The sequence below is a fragment of the Agrococcus sp. Marseille-Q4369 genome, assembly GCF_018308945.1.
Lineage (GTDB): Bacteria > Actinomycetota > Actinomycetes > Actinomycetales > Microbacteriaceae > Agrococcus.
On the sequence record NZ_CP070501.1, the window covers coordinates 1,435,632 to 1,454,305 of the forward strand.

Consider the following 18,674-nt stretch of genomic DNA (forward strand, 5'->3'; position numbering starts at 1 on the left):
CCTCAGTCCTCGTCGGTCTCGCGAAGCGCTGCGTCGTCGAGCAGGGCGAGGTCGGCCCGCGTGACGAGCTGCGACGAGACGGCGTACTCGACGAGCCGAGCGCGACGGTTGCTCGCGAGCTTCCCGATGCCGCCCCGCAGGCCCTGCACGCCCATCCGGTCGAGCTTGTCGCACACGTTGTCGAGCTTGCGGTTGAAGCGGCTCATCGTCCAGCCGAGCCGGTCGGCGGCCGCCGCGCTCGAGGGCAGCTCGCTCACGCCCACGCCGTCGCGGCGCAGCATCGGCTCGGCGAGCGCGACGATGAGCAGCTTCTGCAGCTCGGTGAGCCCGACGGGCATGACGGTCGTCTCGCCCGAGGAGCGGCGCCGGTGCTCGGTCGAGAGCGAGAACGACGCGTCGTCGATGTGCGCGCCGATCTCGTAGGTCGTGGGGCCGGCGGTGAAGACGATGGACGCGTCGGAGAAGACGATCGGGAGCCGCGCGCCGGGCGAGAGCCACGACTGCACCGCGCCCCCGGCGCTCGAGACGGTGGCCGAGAGGCGCGAGCCGACGTTCGCGAGCCACCACAGCCCGTCGCGGTGGTGCACCTCGAGGAACGCGCGGTGCAGGTACTGGTTGTCGTCGACGGTGAGGTCGCCCTCGCGGCCGATGACGAACGGCCGCGCCGGGTCGAGCGTGAACCACTCCCCCGCGAACTCGAGCTGGAGCCTCGGAGCCTGCTCAGCCTGTGCCTGCTCAACCATTGACGCATCCCTTCGCATCGTTCGATTGCCGACCGTCCGAGCGCACGAGCGTGACGAGGATGCACGACTCGCCGTCGCTGTCGCGCTGCACGGTGACCGTCTCACCCGCGGCCGTCGCGATCGTCGGGTCGGCGTCGCTCGGCTCGTAGCGGTAGCGGAAGCTGTCGCCCGCTTGCGGCTGCGCGTTGACCCACGTGAAGGTGACCGAGTCGCCCTCGACGGTGCCGACGACGTTGATGGGCGCCGGTGGCCGCTGCGGCGCGGCGGGCGCCGCGATCGTCTGGCTCGGGTTCGCGGGCGGCTGCGTCGGGGCGCTCCCCGCGACCGCCAGCCACACGATCCCGCCGCCGACGAGCACGACGAGGGCGGCGCCGACGATCGACGCGATCGTGCGGCGGCGTCGATCCGGCGCCGCCGCCTCGGGCTCCGGCGCGACGGCGGCGGGCGCGCCCGCCGCCTGGTCGGGCCGCGGCCGCCGGATCGTCGCGTCGGGCGCCGCGGCGCCGAGCGGCATCGCGGGCGCGGGCTCGCCCGCGTGCGGGTCGATCGAGACGACGCCGCGGATGCGCGTCGCGCCGCCGTCCTCCTCGTCGACCGAGCCCGCGTCGAGCGAATCGTCGAGCACGTCGAGCGGCGTGACGGGCAGCGCCATCTCGGCCTCGACCTGCTGCAGGGCGCGGCCGAACGCCATCGCCGTCGCGTAGCGGCGCGACGGGTCCGGGTCCATCGCCGAGGCGAGCACGGCCTCGAGCCGCGGCGGCACGTCGTGGCGCGCGAGCGGCGAGATCTCGCCGCGCTGGATGCGGTCGATGAGGTCGACGCTCGTGTTGCTGCCGCCGGGCAGCTCGAACGGCGTCCTGCCCGCGAGCAGCGTCGAGAGCGTCGCGGCGAGCGAGAAGACGTCGGATGCGGGCGTCGACCTGGGCGGATCCTGGAACGCCTCGGGCGGCGACCACGGGATCGACATGCCGCTCGCGTCGTCGGCGCCGCCCGCGCTCGTCGCGATGCCGAAGTCGGTGAGCGCCGGCCGGTTGTAGGCGGTGACGAGGATGTTCGCGGGCTTGATGTCGCGGTGCAGGATGCCCGCGCGGTGGGCGGTCTCGACGGCGCCGGCGATCTGCACCCCGAGCGAGAGCACCTCGGGCACCGCGAAGCGGTCGCGGCGGTAGCGCACGCCGAGGTTGGGCTTCGAGCAGTACTCCATCGCGAGGTACGGGCGCCCGTCGGGCGCGACGGCGGCGCCGTAGATCGTCACGATCGACGGGTGGGTCGAGAGCTGCGCCATGACGTTCGCCTCGTGGCGGAAGTTCTCGATGAGCTCGCGGTTGACGGCGTCGGGCAGCAGCACCTTGATCGCGACCTGCCGCGACGGCAGCAGCTGCTGGTAGAGGAAGACGTCGGCGAAGCCGCCCGAGCCGAGCAGCGAGACGTACTCGTAGCCGGGCAGCTCGGGCGGAGCGGAGGGGGCGCGCTTCGGGCTCACTGCGCGTCCTCCGCGCGAGCCGGCTCGATCGCGACCACGACGCCGTCGCCGAGGTCGAGCCGATCGCCGAGCTGCAGGATCGTCGCTGCCTCGGGCCGCAGCCGCTGAGGTGCCGAGCCCTCGCGCAGCAGCAGCGTGCCGTTCGTCGACGACAGGTCGACCGCGACGAGGTTCCAGTCGTCGACGCGCAGCTCGAGGTGGCTGCGCGAGATGTCCTCGCTCGGGCTCTCGACCGTCACGAGCCTCGGCACGCGGCCGTCCTCGACGCGCCGCGAGCGCGGCCGGCGGCCGAGCACGACGCCGCGGCCGAGCGGCACGCGCTCGCCCGAGGGCAGCACGGCGACGGCGACCTCCGGCCGGCGGCGCTGGGCGGTGCTGCGGTCATCGACCGGCGCGCCGCACGTCGTGCACGCCGTCGTGCCGGGCGCGTTGACGTGGCCCGACCCGCACAGCGACGAGAGCACGAGCGGACCGGTCGCGGGCGGCCCGGCCGGCTCCGCCGGTGTCGCCGCCTGCGCGGCCGCGGCACGCTCGGCCTGGAGCCTGCGCGCCTGCTCCGCGGTGATCGTCATGCCGTCGTGGTCGCCCGCGTCCACGGGGACGGATGCGGCGGGCTGCGCGAGCGGGACGGGTCGCGTCGGCGCGCCCTCGGCGCCGCCGGGCGCGGGCGACGACTCGGCCGCCTCGCGAGCGGGCGCGGCGGCGCGCGGCGCCGGCGCGATCTCGCTCACGTCGACGGCCGGCTTGATGAACCCGGGAACGGAGTCGATGAGACCGCCGATCGACCCCTCCGCCTCGCGCGCGGGCGCGGGCGCTGGCGCGCTGGCCTCGACCGGCGCTGGCGCGCTGGGCTCGACCGGCGCTGGCGCGCTGGGCTCGACCGGCGCTGGCGCGCTGGGCTCGACCGGCGCTGGCGCGCTGGGCTCGACCGGCGCAGCCGGCTCGGCAGCGGGCTCGGCAGCGGGCGCGCTCGCGGGCCGCGGCTCCGCGCGCTCCGCGGCGACCGCGCGGGGCGGCAGCGTCTGGCCGAAGTCGCCGAAGCGCGCGTCGTCGCCGTCGCTCTCGACGACCGGCGCCGGCACGACCGGCTCCCGCACGGCATCCGCTCGCCCCGGGGCGATGCGCACGGCGGCGACGCGCGCGACGCCGCCCTCGAGCGGCAGCGTCTGGCCGGCGAGCGTCGCGAGCCCGCCGGCGTCGACGACCGCATCGCGCGGGGTCTCGTCGAGCGCCCACTCGGGCCCGAAGCGGTCGGGCAGCGCGTCGTCGTCCGCCGTCGCCGGCACGCCGTGGCGGCGCAGCAGCACGCGCGCATCCGCGGTGTCGACGAGTCCGATGAGCGCGGTGGGCTCGAGCTCGAGGAGCCTCCGCAGCGCCGCGGCGTCGGCGACGGTCGCCGCGGCGTCGTAGAGGGCCCGAGCCCGCACGGGCGGCAGGTCCCGCTCGCACACGACCACCGCGGCCCCCGCCGCGACGCACCACGCCTCGCCGGGCGCGTACTCCAGGCGTGCGCTCATCGCAGGGCCTCTCTCGGGATGGTGTCGTCGATCGTGTGTGCGTGCGTGTCGTGCAGCTCCTCGTCGGCGAGCGCGACGGCATCCACGTCGACGACGACGACCGTGACATTGTCGGGCGCGCCCGCATCGAGCGCGCGCCGCAGCAGCAGCGCCGCGACCGCGGCGGGCGAGGAGACATCGCCGAGCAGCTCGGCGATCTCGTGGTCGTCGACCTCGCCCGTCAGGCCGTCGGAGCAGACGACGAGCCGCTGGCCGCGCTCGGCGGGGCGGAGCCAGACGTCGGCCGGCTGCCGCTCCCCCGCGCCGAGCGCGCGCGTGATGACGTTGCGGTTCGGGTGCCGGCGCGCGTCGGCGCGGCGCAGGGCGCCGGTCTCGACCATCTCCTGCACCATCGAGTGGTCGACGGTCACCTGCTCGAGCCTGCCCTGCTCGTAGAGGTAGGTGCGGGAGTCGCCGACGTTGAGGATGAGCCAGTGCGCGACGCCGTCGACGTCGACGAGCACGGTGCCCGAAAGGGTCGAGCCGCCGGCAGGCTCGCCGACCGCGTTGGCGTGCACGCTCTCGAAGGCGTGCTCGACGGCCGTCTCGACGCACTCGACATCCGCGAGCGTGCGTCCCTTGAGCCCGCGGAACGCCTCGATCGCGAGCGCGCTCGCGACATCGCCCGAGGCGTGGCCGCCCATCCCATCGGCGACGACGAAGACGGGGAAGGATGCGAACACCGAGTCCTCGTTGACGCTCCGGCGCATCCCGGGGTGCGTCGTCGCCGCCCATCGCAGCGCGATCGACGGGTGGCTGAAGCGGAACTCGCCGATCGCGCTCACGACGCCGCCTCGACCGTCAGGGAGCGGTCGCCGAAGCGCACGACGTCGCCCGGCTGGAGCGGGAACGCGCGGCCCGGCTCGAGCGGCGTCTCGGACCCCGCGCGCACGACGCTCGAGCCGTTCGTCGAGGCGCGGTCGATCGCCGCGAGCGGCGAGGCCGTGAGGAGCAGGTGCGTCTTCGAGATCGAGCGCGTGTCGTCGGCGATCGGCAGCAAGTGCTCGACGACCTCTCCTGCGCTCGGCGCGGGGTTGCGGCCGATGAGCGCCGCGCCCGTGATCGCGAAGCGGTCGCCGGTGTCGAAGGCGAGCGTCGCGACCGCGGCCCGCGACGACGGGCGGGCGCGGGTGGCCTCGAGGTCGTCGTCGGGCTCGGCGATCTCGATGCGGCGCACCGTGCGGTCGTCGATCGCGTCGCCGTCGTCGGACTCGACCTCGAAGCCTGCCTCGAGATCCGGCTCGATGATCGTCTGCTCGTCGATCTGCGCGGCAGGCGCGGCAGGCGCGGCAGGCTGCGCCGGCGCGCGGCCGGGCACGCTGCCGACGATGCCGCCGATCTGCGGGGCGAAGCGGGGCTCGGCGGGCTGCTGCGGCTCGGGCGCGGCAGGCGCGCTCGGTCGAGGGGCGGACTGCGCCGGCGCGGAGCCGCTCAGCTCGCCCGGCCGGTAGCCGCCGAGGCGCGCGCCCCCCGCGGGCATGCCGGGGACGGTGTGCGTCGGGGTGGGCTCCGCCGCCGAGGAGGCGAGCCCGATCTGCTGCGCCCCCGGCTGCTGCGGGCGGGCCGCGCCGACGACGCCCGAGCTCGTGCGGGCACCGGGCCGATAGGCGCGGGCCGCCGCGTCCGCGGGCGTCGCGAGCGAGGGCAGCGGCGCCTTGGCGGCCTCGGGCTCGGCCTGCACCGTCTTCCGCGCGATGCGCATCTTCTTCTCGTGGTACGGGTCGAGGCCGCCGCGCACGTCGACGAACCACGTGCGCGCAGCCTTGTCGAGCCAGCTGCGGCCGCGCTTCTCGCTGTCGAACCAGACGGAGCAGAACACGAGCGCGGGCCCCACGATCGGCACGAGGAAGAACGCGTAGAGCAGCAGCGCACGACCGAGCGAGCGCTTGATGCCGGGCCGCTCGAGGGTCGCGACGTGGATGGAGCGGATGCCCGTGAACGCCTTCCCGAGCGTGACGCCCTTGCGGCCGTGGAGCACGATCTGCACGATCACGAACGCGGTCGAGAGCACGAACGAGACGGCGGTCGCGACGATCATCCACACGAGGTTCGGATGCGTCGCGAGGCCGTAGGGCTGGAGGGCGCCGGTCGCGAGCCGCACGAGCGAGGGCATCGCGACGATCCAGTACGGCAGCTGCAGCAGGGCGTAGAGGGCGAACTCGATGAGCGACGCGAGCGCGCGACGGCCGAGGGGCGCCGGCCGGAGCCCGAGCGCCGCCGCGTAGGCGGGGTCGGGCCGCCCGGCCTCGTCGAGGCCCTCGATGCGCTTCTGCCCCTCGTCGATCTCCCAGATCACCGTCGTCTCCGCTCTCGCCTCCGCCGGGCGAACGACCGCAGCGACAGCCTGCCGAGCAGGCGCTCCCGCGGTGTGGCCTCGGCACGCATGCCCTGCACGCTCCGCTCGACGTCGAGCCAGAAGGCGTCGACGTCCGCCGGATCCGGCTCGCCGGGCCCGAACACGCCCTCGTCGACGAAGTCGCCGATGTCGGTCGCTCCCGATCGAGGGTAGCGATCCGCCACCGCGCGGGCGACCTCGCGCCGCGTCACGCCCGCGGGCACCGGCAGCCCGAGGTCGACGGCCTCGTCGACGACCTCGTGCCAGCCGCCCGAGAGCCGGTCGCTCTCGCGCTCGGCCCTGCGGCGCCGCTTCCGCCGCGCCGCCTTGAGCGCGCCGACGACGATGAAGGGGAGCAGCAGGAGGAGCAGCACGAGCAGCACGCCGCCCGCGACCCACAGCCAGACGACCCACGAGCGGTCCTCCGGCTCCTCGTCGTCGTCCTCCCGACCCTCGTCGGCGACGGTGTCGGGCGACATCTCGGCCGGCTCCTCCGGCGGCTGCGGCGGCTGCAGCACCTGGGGCTTCGGCTCGGGCTGCGGCTCGGGCTCCGGCTGGATCTCGTCGTTGTCCTCGGGCGGCGTCGGGTCGAACCGCACCCATCCGTGGCCCTCGAAGGGCACCTCGACCCACGCGTGCACGTCGCTGCCGGTGAGCTCGACCGGCTCGGAGCTGCCGCTGAAGCCGTCGTCGGGGTAGAGGCCCATGACCACGCGGGAGGGCACGTTGATGCGCGAGAGCGCGAGCGCGAACGCGGTCGCGTACTGCTCGTCGTCGCCGAGCAGCACCTCCTGGTCGAACATGTCCTGGATGCGCGCGGCGCCGTGCCCGGCGAGCGAGGGGATGTCTCCCTCGAGCCCGTGGCTGAAGCTGCCGTTGTTCATGAGCCGCAGCATCGTCTCGAGGTTCTCGAAGGCGCTCTGGCCGCCGGCGCCGTGCTGCGAGACCCACGCCTGCAGCAGATCGGGGACCACGGCCGGCTCCGGCACCTGCACGCGCGTGATGGGCACGCTCTCGAGCTCCTCGTGCGAGGGCTGCGGGGGCACGATCGCCTGCAGCTCGTACGCGTCGCCGGCGCCGAGTCCGTCGAGCGCGATCGCGGTGCCCGTCTGGCCGTTGTAGTGCAGCGAGCCCTGCAGGCCCGGGGCGCGCTCGCCCTCGAAGGCGAGCGACTGCATGTAGCCGACGTCGGGCACCCAGATGCCGGAGTAGTCCTGCACCTCGACCCGCACCGACGCGGTCTGCCCCGACTGCGCGACGAGCACCTCGTCGCCGATGCGGGCGAACGAGCCCGAGCCGCTCGACTGCTGCGAGCCGGCGACCGCGAAGACGCTGCCGTCGTAGAGGTCGAAGGTCGCGAGGCGCAGCCTCGAGCCCTCGGGCATGCCGCTCACGGTGAGGAGCGTCTCGTCCTCGAAGTTCTTGTGCCAGTTGCGGAACCCGGCGAGCGGGCTCGGATACTCGGCGAGCTCGATCGGCGGCTCGACGGCGTCGCGGAGCACCGCGCGGCTCGCCGGCTGCACCGGGATGCTCACGAGGCCCGCGACGAGCATCGCGCCCGCGATCATCGCGATCGCGCCGCGCGCGCGCTGCTTGCGCGCCTTGACGCGGAAGCGGCTGTCGTTCGTGACCTCGACCTCTTCGTTCAGCCCCGTGCGCCACGTCGCACGGCGCCACGCGCACCACGCGAGGATGACGCCGGCGACGAGCGCGCCGAGCGCGGCGGGCCAGAAGGCGATCTTCGTGCCGAAGGCGATGCCGACCAGGAGGGCGACGATGCCGGGCACCATCGCGAAGGGGGCGCCGCGGTCGAGCCGCAAGGCGAGCACCGTCGCGACCGTCGCGCACAGCAGCGTGGTGAGGAACGGCACGACGAGCAGGCTCGGGAACCCCTCAGCCGGCGGCTCGGCGGTCAGCAGCCCCTTCCACGAGAAGACGACCCCGAGCAGCAGCTCGCGCCATCCCTCGAGGGTCGGGAGGACGCCGCCGATCGTCCGCCGCGGCACCGCGAGCGCGGGGCCGAAGACGACGAGCGCGAGCACGAAGCCCGCTGCCGTCATGAGCCAGCCGCGCAGCGGGCGCAGCGACGTCGCGACGCCGACGGCGATCCCGAGGATCGCCCCGCCGAGCCCCGCGACGAGGTAGGCGGTGCCGCCGAAGACGGGGCCGAAGGAGAGGGTCGCGGCGAGCATGACGGCGAAGACGGCCGCGCAGTCGATCACGGCCTGCCGCGGGGTGCGGGGCAGCATGCGCTCGTCGGTCATTGCAGCGCCACCCCTCGCATCACGCGCGGGAGGTCGCTCACCGAGCCGATCGTCGCGAGCGAGACGTCGCCGATCGGCTGCAGCCGCGGGCTCGCGCCCTGCACGACCGAGAAGACGATGACGCGCGCTTGCGGCGGCAGCAGGGTGCGCGCGCGGCGCACGAGGGCGGCGTCGATCGACGCTCCCGCGTGGAGCACGATGACGGATGCGCCGGCGTGGTCGCGCGCGATCGTCGCGGCGAGGTCGAGGAAGCGGTCGTCGCGCGGCGACCACTCGACGCCCGAGAGCGCGTCGAGCAGGCGCTTGCCGGTGCTCGCGGGCACGGTCCTGCGGGACGTCTGCACGGCGACGTCCATCTCGTCGCGGATCGCCTGCAGGCCGAGCGAGCCGAGGATCGAGATGGCCGTCTCGAACTCCGACGGGTCGGCGTAGTCGTCGGGCGAGGTCGAGAGTCCGAGCGCGAGCACGCTGCGGCGGGTCTGCTCGAACTGCCGCACCATGAGCTGCCCGGTGCGGGCCGACGACTTCCAGTGGATGTAGCGCCGGTCGTCGCCGGCCACGTAGTCGCGCAGCGCGTGGAAGGCGATGTCGCTGTTCGTCAGGTCGCGGGTCGTGATGCCCTCGAGGTCGCGGATGAGGCCCGGCGCGGTCTCGTCGAGCTGCACCGTCTTCGGGTGCACGTAGAGCTCGACGGGATCCGTCCACCGCACCTGTCGCCGGAGGAGCCCGACGGGGTCGCCCCGCACGGAGCGCACGGGACCGACCTGCAGGATCCTCCGGCGGCTCGTGGGGATCGCGAAGACGTCCTCGTGCACGTCGCCCGGCTGCATGCGCGGCAGGTGGAACGAGGCGAGCGCCTTGCCGACGGGCACCTCGATCGTCGCGGGCAGCAGCGGCTTCGTCGAGGCGGCGTGGATCTCGATGCGGCCGAGCGCCCGCTCCCCCACGACGACGCGCGTGTAGGCGAGGTCGAGCTCGATCCGGTAGCGGTTGCGCCCGACGATGAAGGCGATCGCGGCACCGAGCAGGAGCGCGCCGGCGATGCCCATGACGATCAGCTCCTTCCAGCCGAGCACGATCCCGGCCGCGAGCGCGAGCGCGGTCGCGATGAGCACGGCCCAGCCGAAGCCCGTGATGGGCTCGATCGCCGGCCAGACGCGCTCGCGCGCGACGCGGCCCGCTCGTCGCAGCCAGTCGGCCGCAGCCGAGTCGTCGCCCACGAAGCGCGCGGCGAAGCGCTGCCACGGCGTGCGCTCGCGCTCGACGGCGCGGCGCAGCCGCGTCGTCTCGGACGCCGGGCGAGTGCCGGTCGTGGAGCCGGTGTCTGGGTCAGGTGCGGGGGTCGGGGTCGCCCGCTCGGGCGCCGTCGTCACGCAGCGTGCTGCCGGTCCTGCGGTGCCGCGGTGTCGGCGAGCGCGCGGTCGATGATGCGGTCGCCCGTGACGCCCGAGAACTCCGCCTCGGGATCGATGACGACGCGGTGCGCCCACACCGGCTGCACGAGCTCCTTGACGTCGTCGGGCAGCACGAACGCGCGACCCTTCGACGCGGCCCACACCTTGACGGCGCGCATGAGCGCCATCGCGCCCCGCACCGAGACGCCCAGGCGCGTGTCCTTCGAGTCGCGCGTGTGCTCCGAGAGCTGCGCGACGTAGTCGAGCACCGCGTCGTCGACGTGGACGGTCGCGGCGAGGTCGATCATCTCGGCGATCGCGCTCGTCGTGATCACGGGCTGCACGCCCGAGGAGGCGTTGCGGTTCGAGGCGCCAGCCAGGATGCGCACCGTCTGCTCGCGCCCGGGGTAGCCGATCGAGGTCTTCATGAGGAAGCGGTCCAGCTGCGCCTCGGGCAGGCGGTAGGTGCCGGCCTGCTCGATCGGGTTCTGCGTCGCGATGACCATGAAGGGGCGCCCGACCGAGTAGGGCGTGCCGTCGACCGTGACGCGGCCCTCCTCCATCACTTCGAGGAGTGCGGACTGTGTCTTCGGGCTCGCTCGGTTGATCTCGTCGGCGAGCACGATCGAGGCGAAGATCGGGCCCTTGTGGAACTCGAACTCACCCGTCTTCTGGTCGTACACCGTGACGCCCGTGACGTCGGAGGGCAGCAGGTCGGGCGTGAACTGGATGCGGTGGTTCGTGCCCTGCACCGTCGCGCCCATCGACTTGGCGAGCTGCGTCTTGCCCGTGCCCGGCGCGTCCTCGAGCAGCAGGTGCCCTTCGGAGAGCATCGCCGTGAAGGCGAGCCGGATGACGTCCTCCTTGCCGAGGACGACGCTGCCGACGTTGTCGACGAGGCGCGTGAACGTCTCGGCGAACCAGGCGGCCTGCTCGCGGGTCATGGTGCTCGTCATCGTGTTCCCATCTTGATCATGGCCAGTTCACCCTCCTGGTCTCGAGGTCGATCCCGTTGCCCCAGACGCGCATCCACGCCTGGCCGCTGAAGCCGGAGTAGCAGGTGTTGTTGTCGCCCGCCTCGCCCTGGTACTCGGTGATCGTGCTGCCGTTGCGGCTCGTGATGTTCACGCGGCCGCTCTCGAACGGACTGCCCGCACCGTTGCCCGAGCCGGTGTTGTGGCAGCTGAAGCTGTAGATGCCGGGCTCGAAGTCGGTCCAGTTGAGCCGGAACCACCTGCACTGCTCACCGTTCGCGCCCTGGCACGAGCCCGCATAGGCGACGCCGCCGTCGCTGAGCGAGACGCTCGGTCGGAGTCGTTCCTGCGCTGTCGCCTGCGCGGTCGCGGTCGTCGTCTGGCGGCCGTGACCGCCGCCGTCGGGCAGGCCAGTGCTGCTCTCGACCGTGATCGTGACCGTCTGGCCCCCGTTCGCGGCCTGCGTCACGGCACCGCCCGACCAGTTGACCCAGCCGCCGTTGCCGATGCGGTAGCGGGTCGTGATGTCCCTGCCGTTGCGCCCCGGCGCGCTGATCGTGAAGGTCACCTGCTCGACCTGTCCGCTGCCGCTCACGCTCGGCGCCCCGATCTCGCCATAGGGGCGGACCTGCGCTGCGGCGCGCGTCCAGCCGCTCGCCTCGCCGAAGCCGTCCACCACCGCGACTGCCCGCACCTCGAAGGTGTAGGGGCCGCCGTTGTTGTTCATGCCGGTGTAGGTGCCGCCCGGGCCGAAGGACTGCGTGCCGTTGCCGCCGCCGCGCACCTCGAAGCGCACCTCGTTCGCGCGCAGGCCGTTCGGGTTGCCGGGCGTCCACGAGACGACGGAGTTGCCGTTGCCGTCCGTCGCGGTCACCCCGGTCGGCGCGTCGGGTGCCGTGAAGGTGCGCACCGGGGCGGAGGCGGCGGAGGGCACGCTCGTGCCGGCGCGGTTCGTCGCACTGACGGTGAAGCTCACGTTCTCGCCGGTGGCGTCGAAGCGGAAGTTGGCGGTCGTCCCTGTCGCCTGCACTGCTGCCCCTCCGTTGGAGGGCGTCACGGTGTAGGCAGTGATCGGCGCGCCGTTCTCGTTCGGCGCCGCCCACGAGACGCGCACCTGCACCTCGCCGGGGATCGATCGATCGGGCGTCGCCGAGACGTTCGTGACCTGCATCGGCGGGCCGGCGGGCGTCACCGCTCGCGAGTAGGCGGAGAAGTCGCTCGGCTCGTCGGCGAGGTTCACCGCCTGGATGCGGAAGGTGTACGACGTGCCGTTGACGAGGCCCGTCCAGGTGTAGTTCGCGCTGCCGCCGCTGACGGTCTGCTGCACGACGCCGCCCGGCGCGGGCGGGGAGATCTCGATCCGGTACTCCTGGATGGGCGAGCCGCGGTTGACGGGCGGCACCCACGTGAGCGCGACCTGCGTGTCGCCGTCGACGGCCGAGGGCGGCGCCGGCTGCTCGGGGCGCACGTCGGGGCGCGCCTCGTTCGACGCCGCCGAGGGGTCGGAGTCGCCGACCTCGTTCTGCGCGACGACCTGGAAGCGGTAGGTCACGTTGTTCGTGAGGCCGGTGACCGTGCACGTCGTCGCGGGGCACGGGAAGCTGATCGCCCCGTCGACCGACTTGACGACGTAGCCCGTGATCGGCGCGCCGTTCGAGGGCGGGGCACCCCACGTGAGCGTCACTTGCGAGTCGCCCGTCGCGTCGACGTTCGGGCGCGGCGGCGCGTCGGGGCGGCCCTTCACGTTGAGGGTCAGCGTGCCCGTCACGTGGCGCGCGGTGAGCTCGGTCGCATCCTCGACCGTGTAGCGCACGGTGAGCACGCCGTGGAAGTCGGCGCCCGGGGTGACGGTCACCTCCCGGTCGTTGTGCGAGACCTGGCCCTGCCCCGCGACCGTCTCGGCGGAGATGACGCGCAGCGGCTCGCCGCGATCGGCGAAGGGGTTGAAGTCGTTCGCGATGACGTCGGTCGTGAGCGCGATGCCCTGCGTCGCCTCGCCGCTGTCGGCACGCGCCTCGGCGAGCGGCCTCGTCGTGGCGACGACCTCGACGACGACCGTGCCGGGCGCCTCGTTGCCGTGCGGGTCGATCGCGACGATCTGGAACGAGCCGCTCGAGCCGGGCGGCGTCGTGAGGTCGGCGGTCGCGGTGAAGACGCCGTCCTGCAGCGACACCGAGACGCCGGCCATCGACCCGCCGCGCTGCTCGAAGACCATCGCCTCGAGGTCACCGGGGTCGGGGTCGCGCGTCGCGTCGCGGAGGTCGAAGACCGCCGCCTGCTCCCCCGCCTCGGGACGGAGGATCGCGCCGGCGAAGGTCGGTGCGACGACGCTCGAGGGCGTGACCTCGATCGCGATCGTCAGCACCGCCGTGTTGCCGTCCGGGTCGTCGGGGCCCGTGCCGTCGGTGACCTCGAACGTGATGGATGCGGGACCGACGTAACCCTGCGGGGACTGGAAGCGCAACGTGTGCTCGTCCACGATGCTCTCGGAGCCGTCATGGTTGACCGCCGAGACGCTGTCGCCCGTCGTGATGCGCGGCGCCGCGCCGTTCGAGGTCGTGACGTACTGGCGCAGCGGCAGCTCGAGCGGCAGGCCCGAGCCGACCTGCGCGGGCTCGGTCTTCGAGAGGAAGGGTGCGCGGTCGCGCACGGGCGGCACCGCGACGAAGGCCTCCGCGGTGAGCCCGTCGATGTCGGTCACGCGGTAGGTGACGACCTGGAACGCCTCGGTCGGGACGACCTGGACGGTGCCGCGCACGACATCCGCCTCGCCCGTCACGATCGAGAGCTCGAGCTCGCTCGGGTCGCCGTCGAGGTCGAGGTCGTTGTCGAGCACCGGCACGTCGAACGCCTGGCCGAGCTCCACCTGATCGCGGGGCAGCGGGTCGTCGCGCGCGATGGGCGGCAGCAGCTCCGCGTCCTCGGTGACCGTGAGCATGACCGAGCCCGTCGCGCTCGCGCCCCGCGCATCCACCACCGAGTAGGTGAACTGGTACGTGCCCGGCTCCGAGGGCGAGCGGAGGTCGACGGTGTCGCGCTCGGTGTTGACCTCGGCGTCGGGCAGCTGCTCGGTGCCCTCGAGCCCGTCGACGAGGAGCCTCAGCGCATCCTGATCCGGATCGGAGTCGTTCTCGAGCACCGGGATCGCGATCCGCCGGTCGGGGCGCACGTCGACGTAGTCCGGCTGGGCGAAGGGCGTCTGGTTGATGTCGGCAGCCTGCGCGATGCCGATGATCGCGGTCGCCGTGCCCTCGGCGCCCCAGCGGTCGCGCACGCGATAGGTGAACTCGACGGTGCCGGCGCTGTCGGGGAAGGCCTCGAAGTCGAAGTAGTCGGGGCCGACGGTCGGCAGGATGCGGCCGCCCTCGGGCGCGGTGTCGTAGCCGACGAGCTCGACGCCGTCGCCGTCCGGATCGATGCCGTCGAGCGGGATCGGGATGCGCACGGTCGAGCCCGCGAGCACGCGCGACGTGACCGTCTGCGGCGCGGGCGACGAGTTCGACTCCGCGTCGCGCGGCACGATCGTCACGGCGACCGTCGCGGAGTCGCGGTTGCCGAAGTCGTCCTCGACTTCGTAGACGACCGTCGCGCGCGTCGGTCCGCCCTCGAGCGCGTGCACGCGCAGCCGGCCCTCGGAGATGAACGCGACGCCCTCCGCGTCGGAGGCGAAGCTCGTCGAGACGACGCGCTCGGCGACCCAGAACGGCGTGCCGTCGGGCGAGAAGTCGTTGTCGATGACGTCGAGGGTGCCGTAGTCGCCCGCGCGCACGGTCATGGCATCGTCGACCGCCTTCGGCGCGCGCGGCTGCGCGGGCGGCACGACGGGGATGACCTCGACCGTGCCGGTCTCGGAGAAGCGGCCGTTCGAGACGGTGTAGGTGAACTGGAAGGGCGACTCGAGCCCGCGGTTGTCGACGATGCTCACGATCCGGCGGTCGCGCAGTTCGACGCTGATCGGCGCGCCGTTCTCGATCTCGAACTGCTGGACGACGAGCACGCCGCCCGCAGGGTCGACGTCGTTGGCGAGCAGGTCGACGAGCGCCGTGCCCTGCTGCGGCACGAGCGCGATGTCGCGCACCGCGACGGGCCGGGCCTCCTCGTCGGGCGTGCGGATGTCGACGCGCACGCGGCCCTGGCTCGAGAGCGCGCCGTCGGCGACGAGGTAGGTGAAGTAGTGCGTGCCGACCGGCCCGCCCTGCACCTTGACCGTGCCGGTCGTCGCGTCCCACGTCATGTCGAGGCTCGCGGCCGGCTCGACCGACGCGAGGCGCAGCGGCCGCCCCGACGGGGAGAAGTCGTTGAGCATCGGCCGGATCATGGCCTCGCGGCCCTCGATCGTCGTGATGAAGTCGGCGTTCGCGAGCGGGTTCGCCGTGCCGCGCTCGCGCACGTCGACCGTGATCTCGCCCGTCGTCTCGGAGCGCCCGTCCGAGACCGTGATCGAGACGCTCTGGAGGCCGATCTCGCCGGTCGCGGTGTAGACGAGCCTGCCCGAGGGGTCGGTCTGGATCGTGTCGCCGGAGTCGGTCGTCGCCCCCACGAGGTACATGTCATCGCCGTCGGGGTCGACCCAGTCGGCGAGCACCTGGTACTCGTACTCCCCGCCCTGCTCGACGGCGAACGCCTGCGCGCGGAGCGCCTCCGGCACGTCGTTCTCGCCCTCGCCGCGCACGGTGAGCGTGACCGTCGCCTGGTCGCGGCCCTCGCGGCCGTCGTGGATCTCGTAGCCGAACGTGAAGGTTCCGGCCGCCTGGTCGGGCGGCAGGTGCACCTGCAGCTGGGAGTCGTTCGCGACCGGCGCCACCGAGACGCCCGTCGGCAAGTCGCCCACGACGCGCGCCGTGAGCACGTCGCCGTCGGCGTCGACGTCGTTCCAGAGCACCGGCAGGAGGGTCGAGGTGCCCGGGCGCGCGCCGAAGCGGTCGTCCTCGGCGCTCGGCTCCGTGTTCTCCTCGTTGATGGGGGGCGGTTGGTTCGTCAGCAGGTCGTCGGTCGACTCCGAGTCCTCCTCGTCGGAGCGGCTCTCGTCCTGCGGCGGCACGAGGTCCTCCCAGTTGTCGACGAGGATGAGCGTGTCCGAGAGCAACCACGATGCGCCCTCGACGAACTGGTTGAGCACGACCGCGTCGCGGTTGACGCGGAACTTCGCGGGCGAGCCGTCCATCTCGGGCACTTGCGCGCGCAGGTCGCGCGCGTCGTCGTCGCAGTCGCGCACGAACTGGGCACTCCCGGGCCAGACGCCGTAGACGCATCCGCCGAGCTGCACGGGCCGCACGGCCTCTCCGCCGCCCGCGATCTGCTCGACCTCGGCGTCGCCGCCGCCGAGCGGCTGGCGGATGAGGCTGTCGGGCGTGGCGAGGATGACGCGGTCGGAGCGGTCGCCGTCGAGCTGCACCGCGGCGCCCTCGGGGGTGGAGACCGCGCCGCCCGGCAGCAGCAGGGTCGACGTGGCCTCGTCGTGCACGATCGCGCGGTCGCCCACCGTCGTGACGATCGGCTCCTCCATCGCGCCGAGCTCGTCGCGGCCGCGGAGCTCTGCCTCGCCGATCGCGCCGTCGACGAGCGGGAGCGTCAGCTCCTGCGCGTCGGCGATCGAGACCGCGTGCACGGTGCCGTCGCGACCGACCGTGACCGCCGCCCCGGCGCCGAGCTCCGCGACCGGATCGGTGTGCTCCGGCGAGAAGCCGCCGATGTCGGCGAACCGCATCGCCCACAGCGCGCCGTCGGCGGGGTCGACGATCGCGACCACACCGCCGCCGAGCGCGATGCCGGCTTGCGGGGGCAGCTGCACCGCGGTGCCCATGACGACTTGCGTCGGGTCGACGAGCAGGGCGACGGATGCCTCCTGGTTGTGGAGGATGACGTCGTCGCCGTCCTGCAGCACGTCGAACGTCGCGGTCGGCGAGATGAGCCCGGCGTCGAGCTCCTCCGCCTGGACGTTGATGCGGCCGAGCTGCTGGGACGACTGCTTCGTGACCCAGACGCCGCCGTCGTTCAGGTCGACATCGGTCGTCGTGAATCCCTCGTGCGTGAAGGCGACGATGCCCAGTGCGACGGAGACAGCCGTGATGAGGGCTCCGGCGGCCGTCGACTTGCGATGGCGCGAGAGAGACCTGAGCACAGGACTGCCCCTTCCGACGGCACGGGTAGCCGCACCCGGCTGGGGAACGGCGGCCCCATTGTGTCAGACCTGAGCAAACGCCAATCGCCTGACGAGGGTCGCGACGGTGTCGACTTGCTGGGAATCGGCTGGAGATCGACGCGGGAGACGAGCGAGGGGCGACCGATCGGGCCGCCCCTCAGCGCCGCACGACTCAGCCGCGTGCGCGCTCGTACGCGGCGAGCTGCTCGGCGTGCTCGCTGTTGAACTCGTCCATCGCCTGGCGGTTGCGCTCCTTCGCCCGGCGGCCGCGACGCGACTGGATGCCGCCGATCCAGATCGGCACCTCGCGAGCGACGACGAAGGCGAGCACCGAGAGCGGCGCGAGCAGGAGCTGCCCGAGCGACGCGGCGTCGATGCCGAGGACGGCGGTGAAGCTGCCCCAGCCGCCCTCCGACTCCATGAACGCGCCCGCGATGTGGGCGGCGTAGGTGAGCAGCGCGACGACGAAGCCGCCGAGCACGTGGGCCCACCAGCCGGCGCGGTTCGCGATGAGGCTGAGGATGAGGTAGCCGACGAAGAAGACGACGACGGGAAGCAGGTACGAGGGGCGCAGCCAGAGCGACTGGAGCGTCTCGGCGGCGTCGAACTGCCGGTCGAAGAGGTAGCCGACGGCGAAGAAGGCAGCGGCGTGCAGGAGCCCGAAGACGAGCGTCGCGAGCAGCACGACCGCGACGCCGACGCCGCGCGCGCCCTTGCGGCGCGGGGGCACGGGCTCCTCCACGAGCACGATGGGCGAACCGCCGGCAGCGGCGCCGCTCGCCGCGGCGTCCCCCCGGATCGCCGAGGCCGGCACCTCGTCGCGCACGTCGTCGCGCACGATGCCGAAGCGGTTCGAGCGGTCGCGGAGCGGCTGCTGCTGCTCGAGCGCCTGGGTCGGCTCCTCCGCGTGCGCGTCCATCGCACGAGTGGGTGCGTCGTCGGCCGGGGTCGAGGCGCGCTCGTCGGTCGTGTCGATCGCGCGCGTGGCGTCGTCGTCGTGCCGCTGCGCGTCGATGGCCTGGGTGGGCTCGGGCTCGACGAACTCGCGCCGGTCGGCATCGCCGCTCGCGGCGCCGGCTGCGACGCTCGACTCGGTGAGCCCGGCGAGGCCCGCTCCGGCAGCGGGCTCGTCGCCGTGGCGACGGAGGCCGAAGGAAGGACGGCGCGGCTCGACGAGCGCGGGCGGCTCCGCGGGTTCGGCGACCGGCTCGCTCTCGAGCGAGCTCGATGCGGCGTCGCCGTGCACCTCGTCGGCGGTGGGGCGAGCGGAGTCGTCGGGGTGCGCCGCGGAGTGCGAGGGTCCGCGGAGCGTCGAGGGCGCGATGACCGTGGGCTCGATCGGGCTGTCGCTCGCGGAGGGCCGCTCGAGCACCGCGGTGTCGGCCTCGGGCTCGTGCTCGACGAGCGGCTGGTGCGCGTCGTGCTCGTCGACCGTCGTCGTCGCCGCCTCGGTGGAGTCGGGCGCGAGCTCCGCGGAGTGGGCCGCGGAGACCTCGGACGCGTCGGCGTCGGTGCCGCCGGTCGCGTCGGCGGGCTCGTCGGGCGTCGCCTCGGCGAGCGGCGCGGTGCCGAAGAAGCGGTCGCGCCACGACGTGGGCTGCTGGTCGCTCATGGGTGGAACCTCCTGCGCCGGCACGGTGCCGGGTCGGGGCGATCCTAGGGGCGAGGCGGGGCAGGGATCGGGCGGCGCACCGCGAGCGGGCGAATCGCGCCCGGACGCGGAGAGGGCCGCTCCCCTTCGGGAACGGCCCTCCTCGTGTGGATCTCGATACGCGTGCGGCTC

At 73.6% G+C, this 18,674-nt stretch carries 10 protein-coding genes; all 10 read right to left on the reverse strand.

Annotated elements, in window-relative coordinates; translation table 11 throughout:
* Positions 1-2: 2 nt before the first annotated feature.
* A complete protein-coding gene (locus tag JSQ78_RS07265; RefSeq protein WP_211446721.1) occupies positions 3-743 on the reverse strand; it encodes an FHA domain-containing protein in 741 nt (246 codons plus the stop codon).
* Positions 736-2,226 carry a serine/threonine-protein kinase gene (locus JSQ78_RS07270; RefSeq protein WP_211446722.1) on the reverse strand — a complete coding sequence of 497 codons (1,491 nt, stop codon included), beginning with the start codon at positions 2,224-2,226 and terminating at the stop codon, positions 736-738. The genes JSQ78_RS07265 and JSQ78_RS07270 overlap by 8 nt, the downstream gene beginning before the upstream one ends.
* Complete coding sequence (locus tag JSQ78_RS07275) at positions 2,223-3,743, reverse strand: FHA domain-containing protein (RefSeq protein ID WP_211446724.1); 1,521 nt, start codon at positions 3,741-3,743, stop codon at positions 2,223-2,225. Before JSQ78_RS07275 ends, JSQ78_RS07270 begins: the two co-directional genes overlap by 4 nt.
* A complete protein-coding gene (locus JSQ78_RS07280; RefSeq protein ID WP_211446726.1) occupies positions 3,740-4,567 on the reverse strand; it encodes a PP2C family protein-serine/threonine phosphatase in 828 nt (275 codons plus the stop codon). Before JSQ78_RS07280 ends, JSQ78_RS07275 begins: the two co-directional genes overlap by 4 nt.
* Positions 4,564-6,078, reverse strand: coding sequence for an RDD family protein (locus JSQ78_RS07285; protein WP_211446728.1), 1,515 nt, complete (start codon positions 6,076-6,078; stop codon positions 4,564-4,566). Before JSQ78_RS07285 ends, JSQ78_RS07280 begins: the two co-directional genes overlap by 4 nt.
* Positions 6,075-8,381, reverse strand: coding sequence for a transglutaminase-like domain-containing protein (locus tag JSQ78_RS07290; protein WP_211446729.1), 2,307 nt, complete (start codon positions 8,379-8,381; stop codon positions 6,075-6,077). The genes JSQ78_RS07285 and JSQ78_RS07290 overlap by 4 nt, the downstream gene beginning before the upstream one ends.
* A complete protein-coding gene (locus JSQ78_RS07295; protein WP_211446731.1) occupies positions 8,378-9,754 on the reverse strand; it encodes a DUF58 domain-containing protein in 1,377 nt (458 codons plus the stop codon). Before JSQ78_RS07295 ends, JSQ78_RS07290 begins: the two co-directional genes overlap by 4 nt.
* Positions 9,751-10,731 (reverse strand): AAA family ATPase, encoded by a 981-nt coding sequence (locus JSQ78_RS07300; RefSeq protein ID WP_211446733.1) that lies wholly within the window; start codon positions 10,729-10,731, stop codon positions 9,751-9,753. The genes JSQ78_RS07295 and JSQ78_RS07300 overlap by 4 nt, the downstream gene beginning before the upstream one ends.
* A gap of 16 nt (positions 10,732-10,747) precedes the next feature.
* The gene (locus tag JSQ78_RS07305; protein WP_211446735.1) at positions 10,748-16,870 is read right to left on the reverse strand and encodes an Ig-like domain-containing protein; all 6,123 of its coding nucleotides are present in this window, start codon (positions 16,868-16,870) and stop codon (positions 10,748-10,750) included.
* 193 nt (positions 16,871-17,063) lie between these two features.
* Positions 17,064-18,503 (reverse strand): DMT family transporter, encoded by a 1,440-nt coding sequence (locus tag JSQ78_RS07310; RefSeq protein ID WP_211446737.1) that lies wholly within the window; start codon positions 18,501-18,503, stop codon positions 17,064-17,066.
* Positions 18,504-18,674 lie beyond the last annotated feature (171 nt).

Excerpts from the sequence above, each read along its gene's own strand:
- JSQ78_RS07300 (WP_211446733.1), bottom strand. The coding sequence starts at position 10,731 with ATGACGAGCACCATGACCCGCGAGCAGGCCGCCTGGTTCGCCGAGACG.
- JSQ78_RS07265 (WP_211446721.1), bottom strand. The coding sequence starts at position 743 with ATGGTTGAGCAGGCACAGGCTGAGCAGGCTCCGAGGCTCCAGCTCGAG.
- JSQ78_RS07290 (WP_211446729.1), bottom strand. The coding sequence starts at position 8,381 with ATGACCGACGAGCGCATGCTGCCCCGCACCCCGCGGCAGGCCGTGATC.
- JSQ78_RS07310 (WP_211446737.1), bottom strand. The coding sequence starts at position 18,503 with ATGAGCGACCAGCAGCCCACGTCGTGGCGCGACCGCTTCTTCGGCACC.
- JSQ78_RS07275 (WP_211446724.1), bottom strand. The coding sequence starts at position 3,743 with ATGAGCGCACGCCTGGAGTACGCGCCCGGCGAGGCGTGGTGCGTCGCG.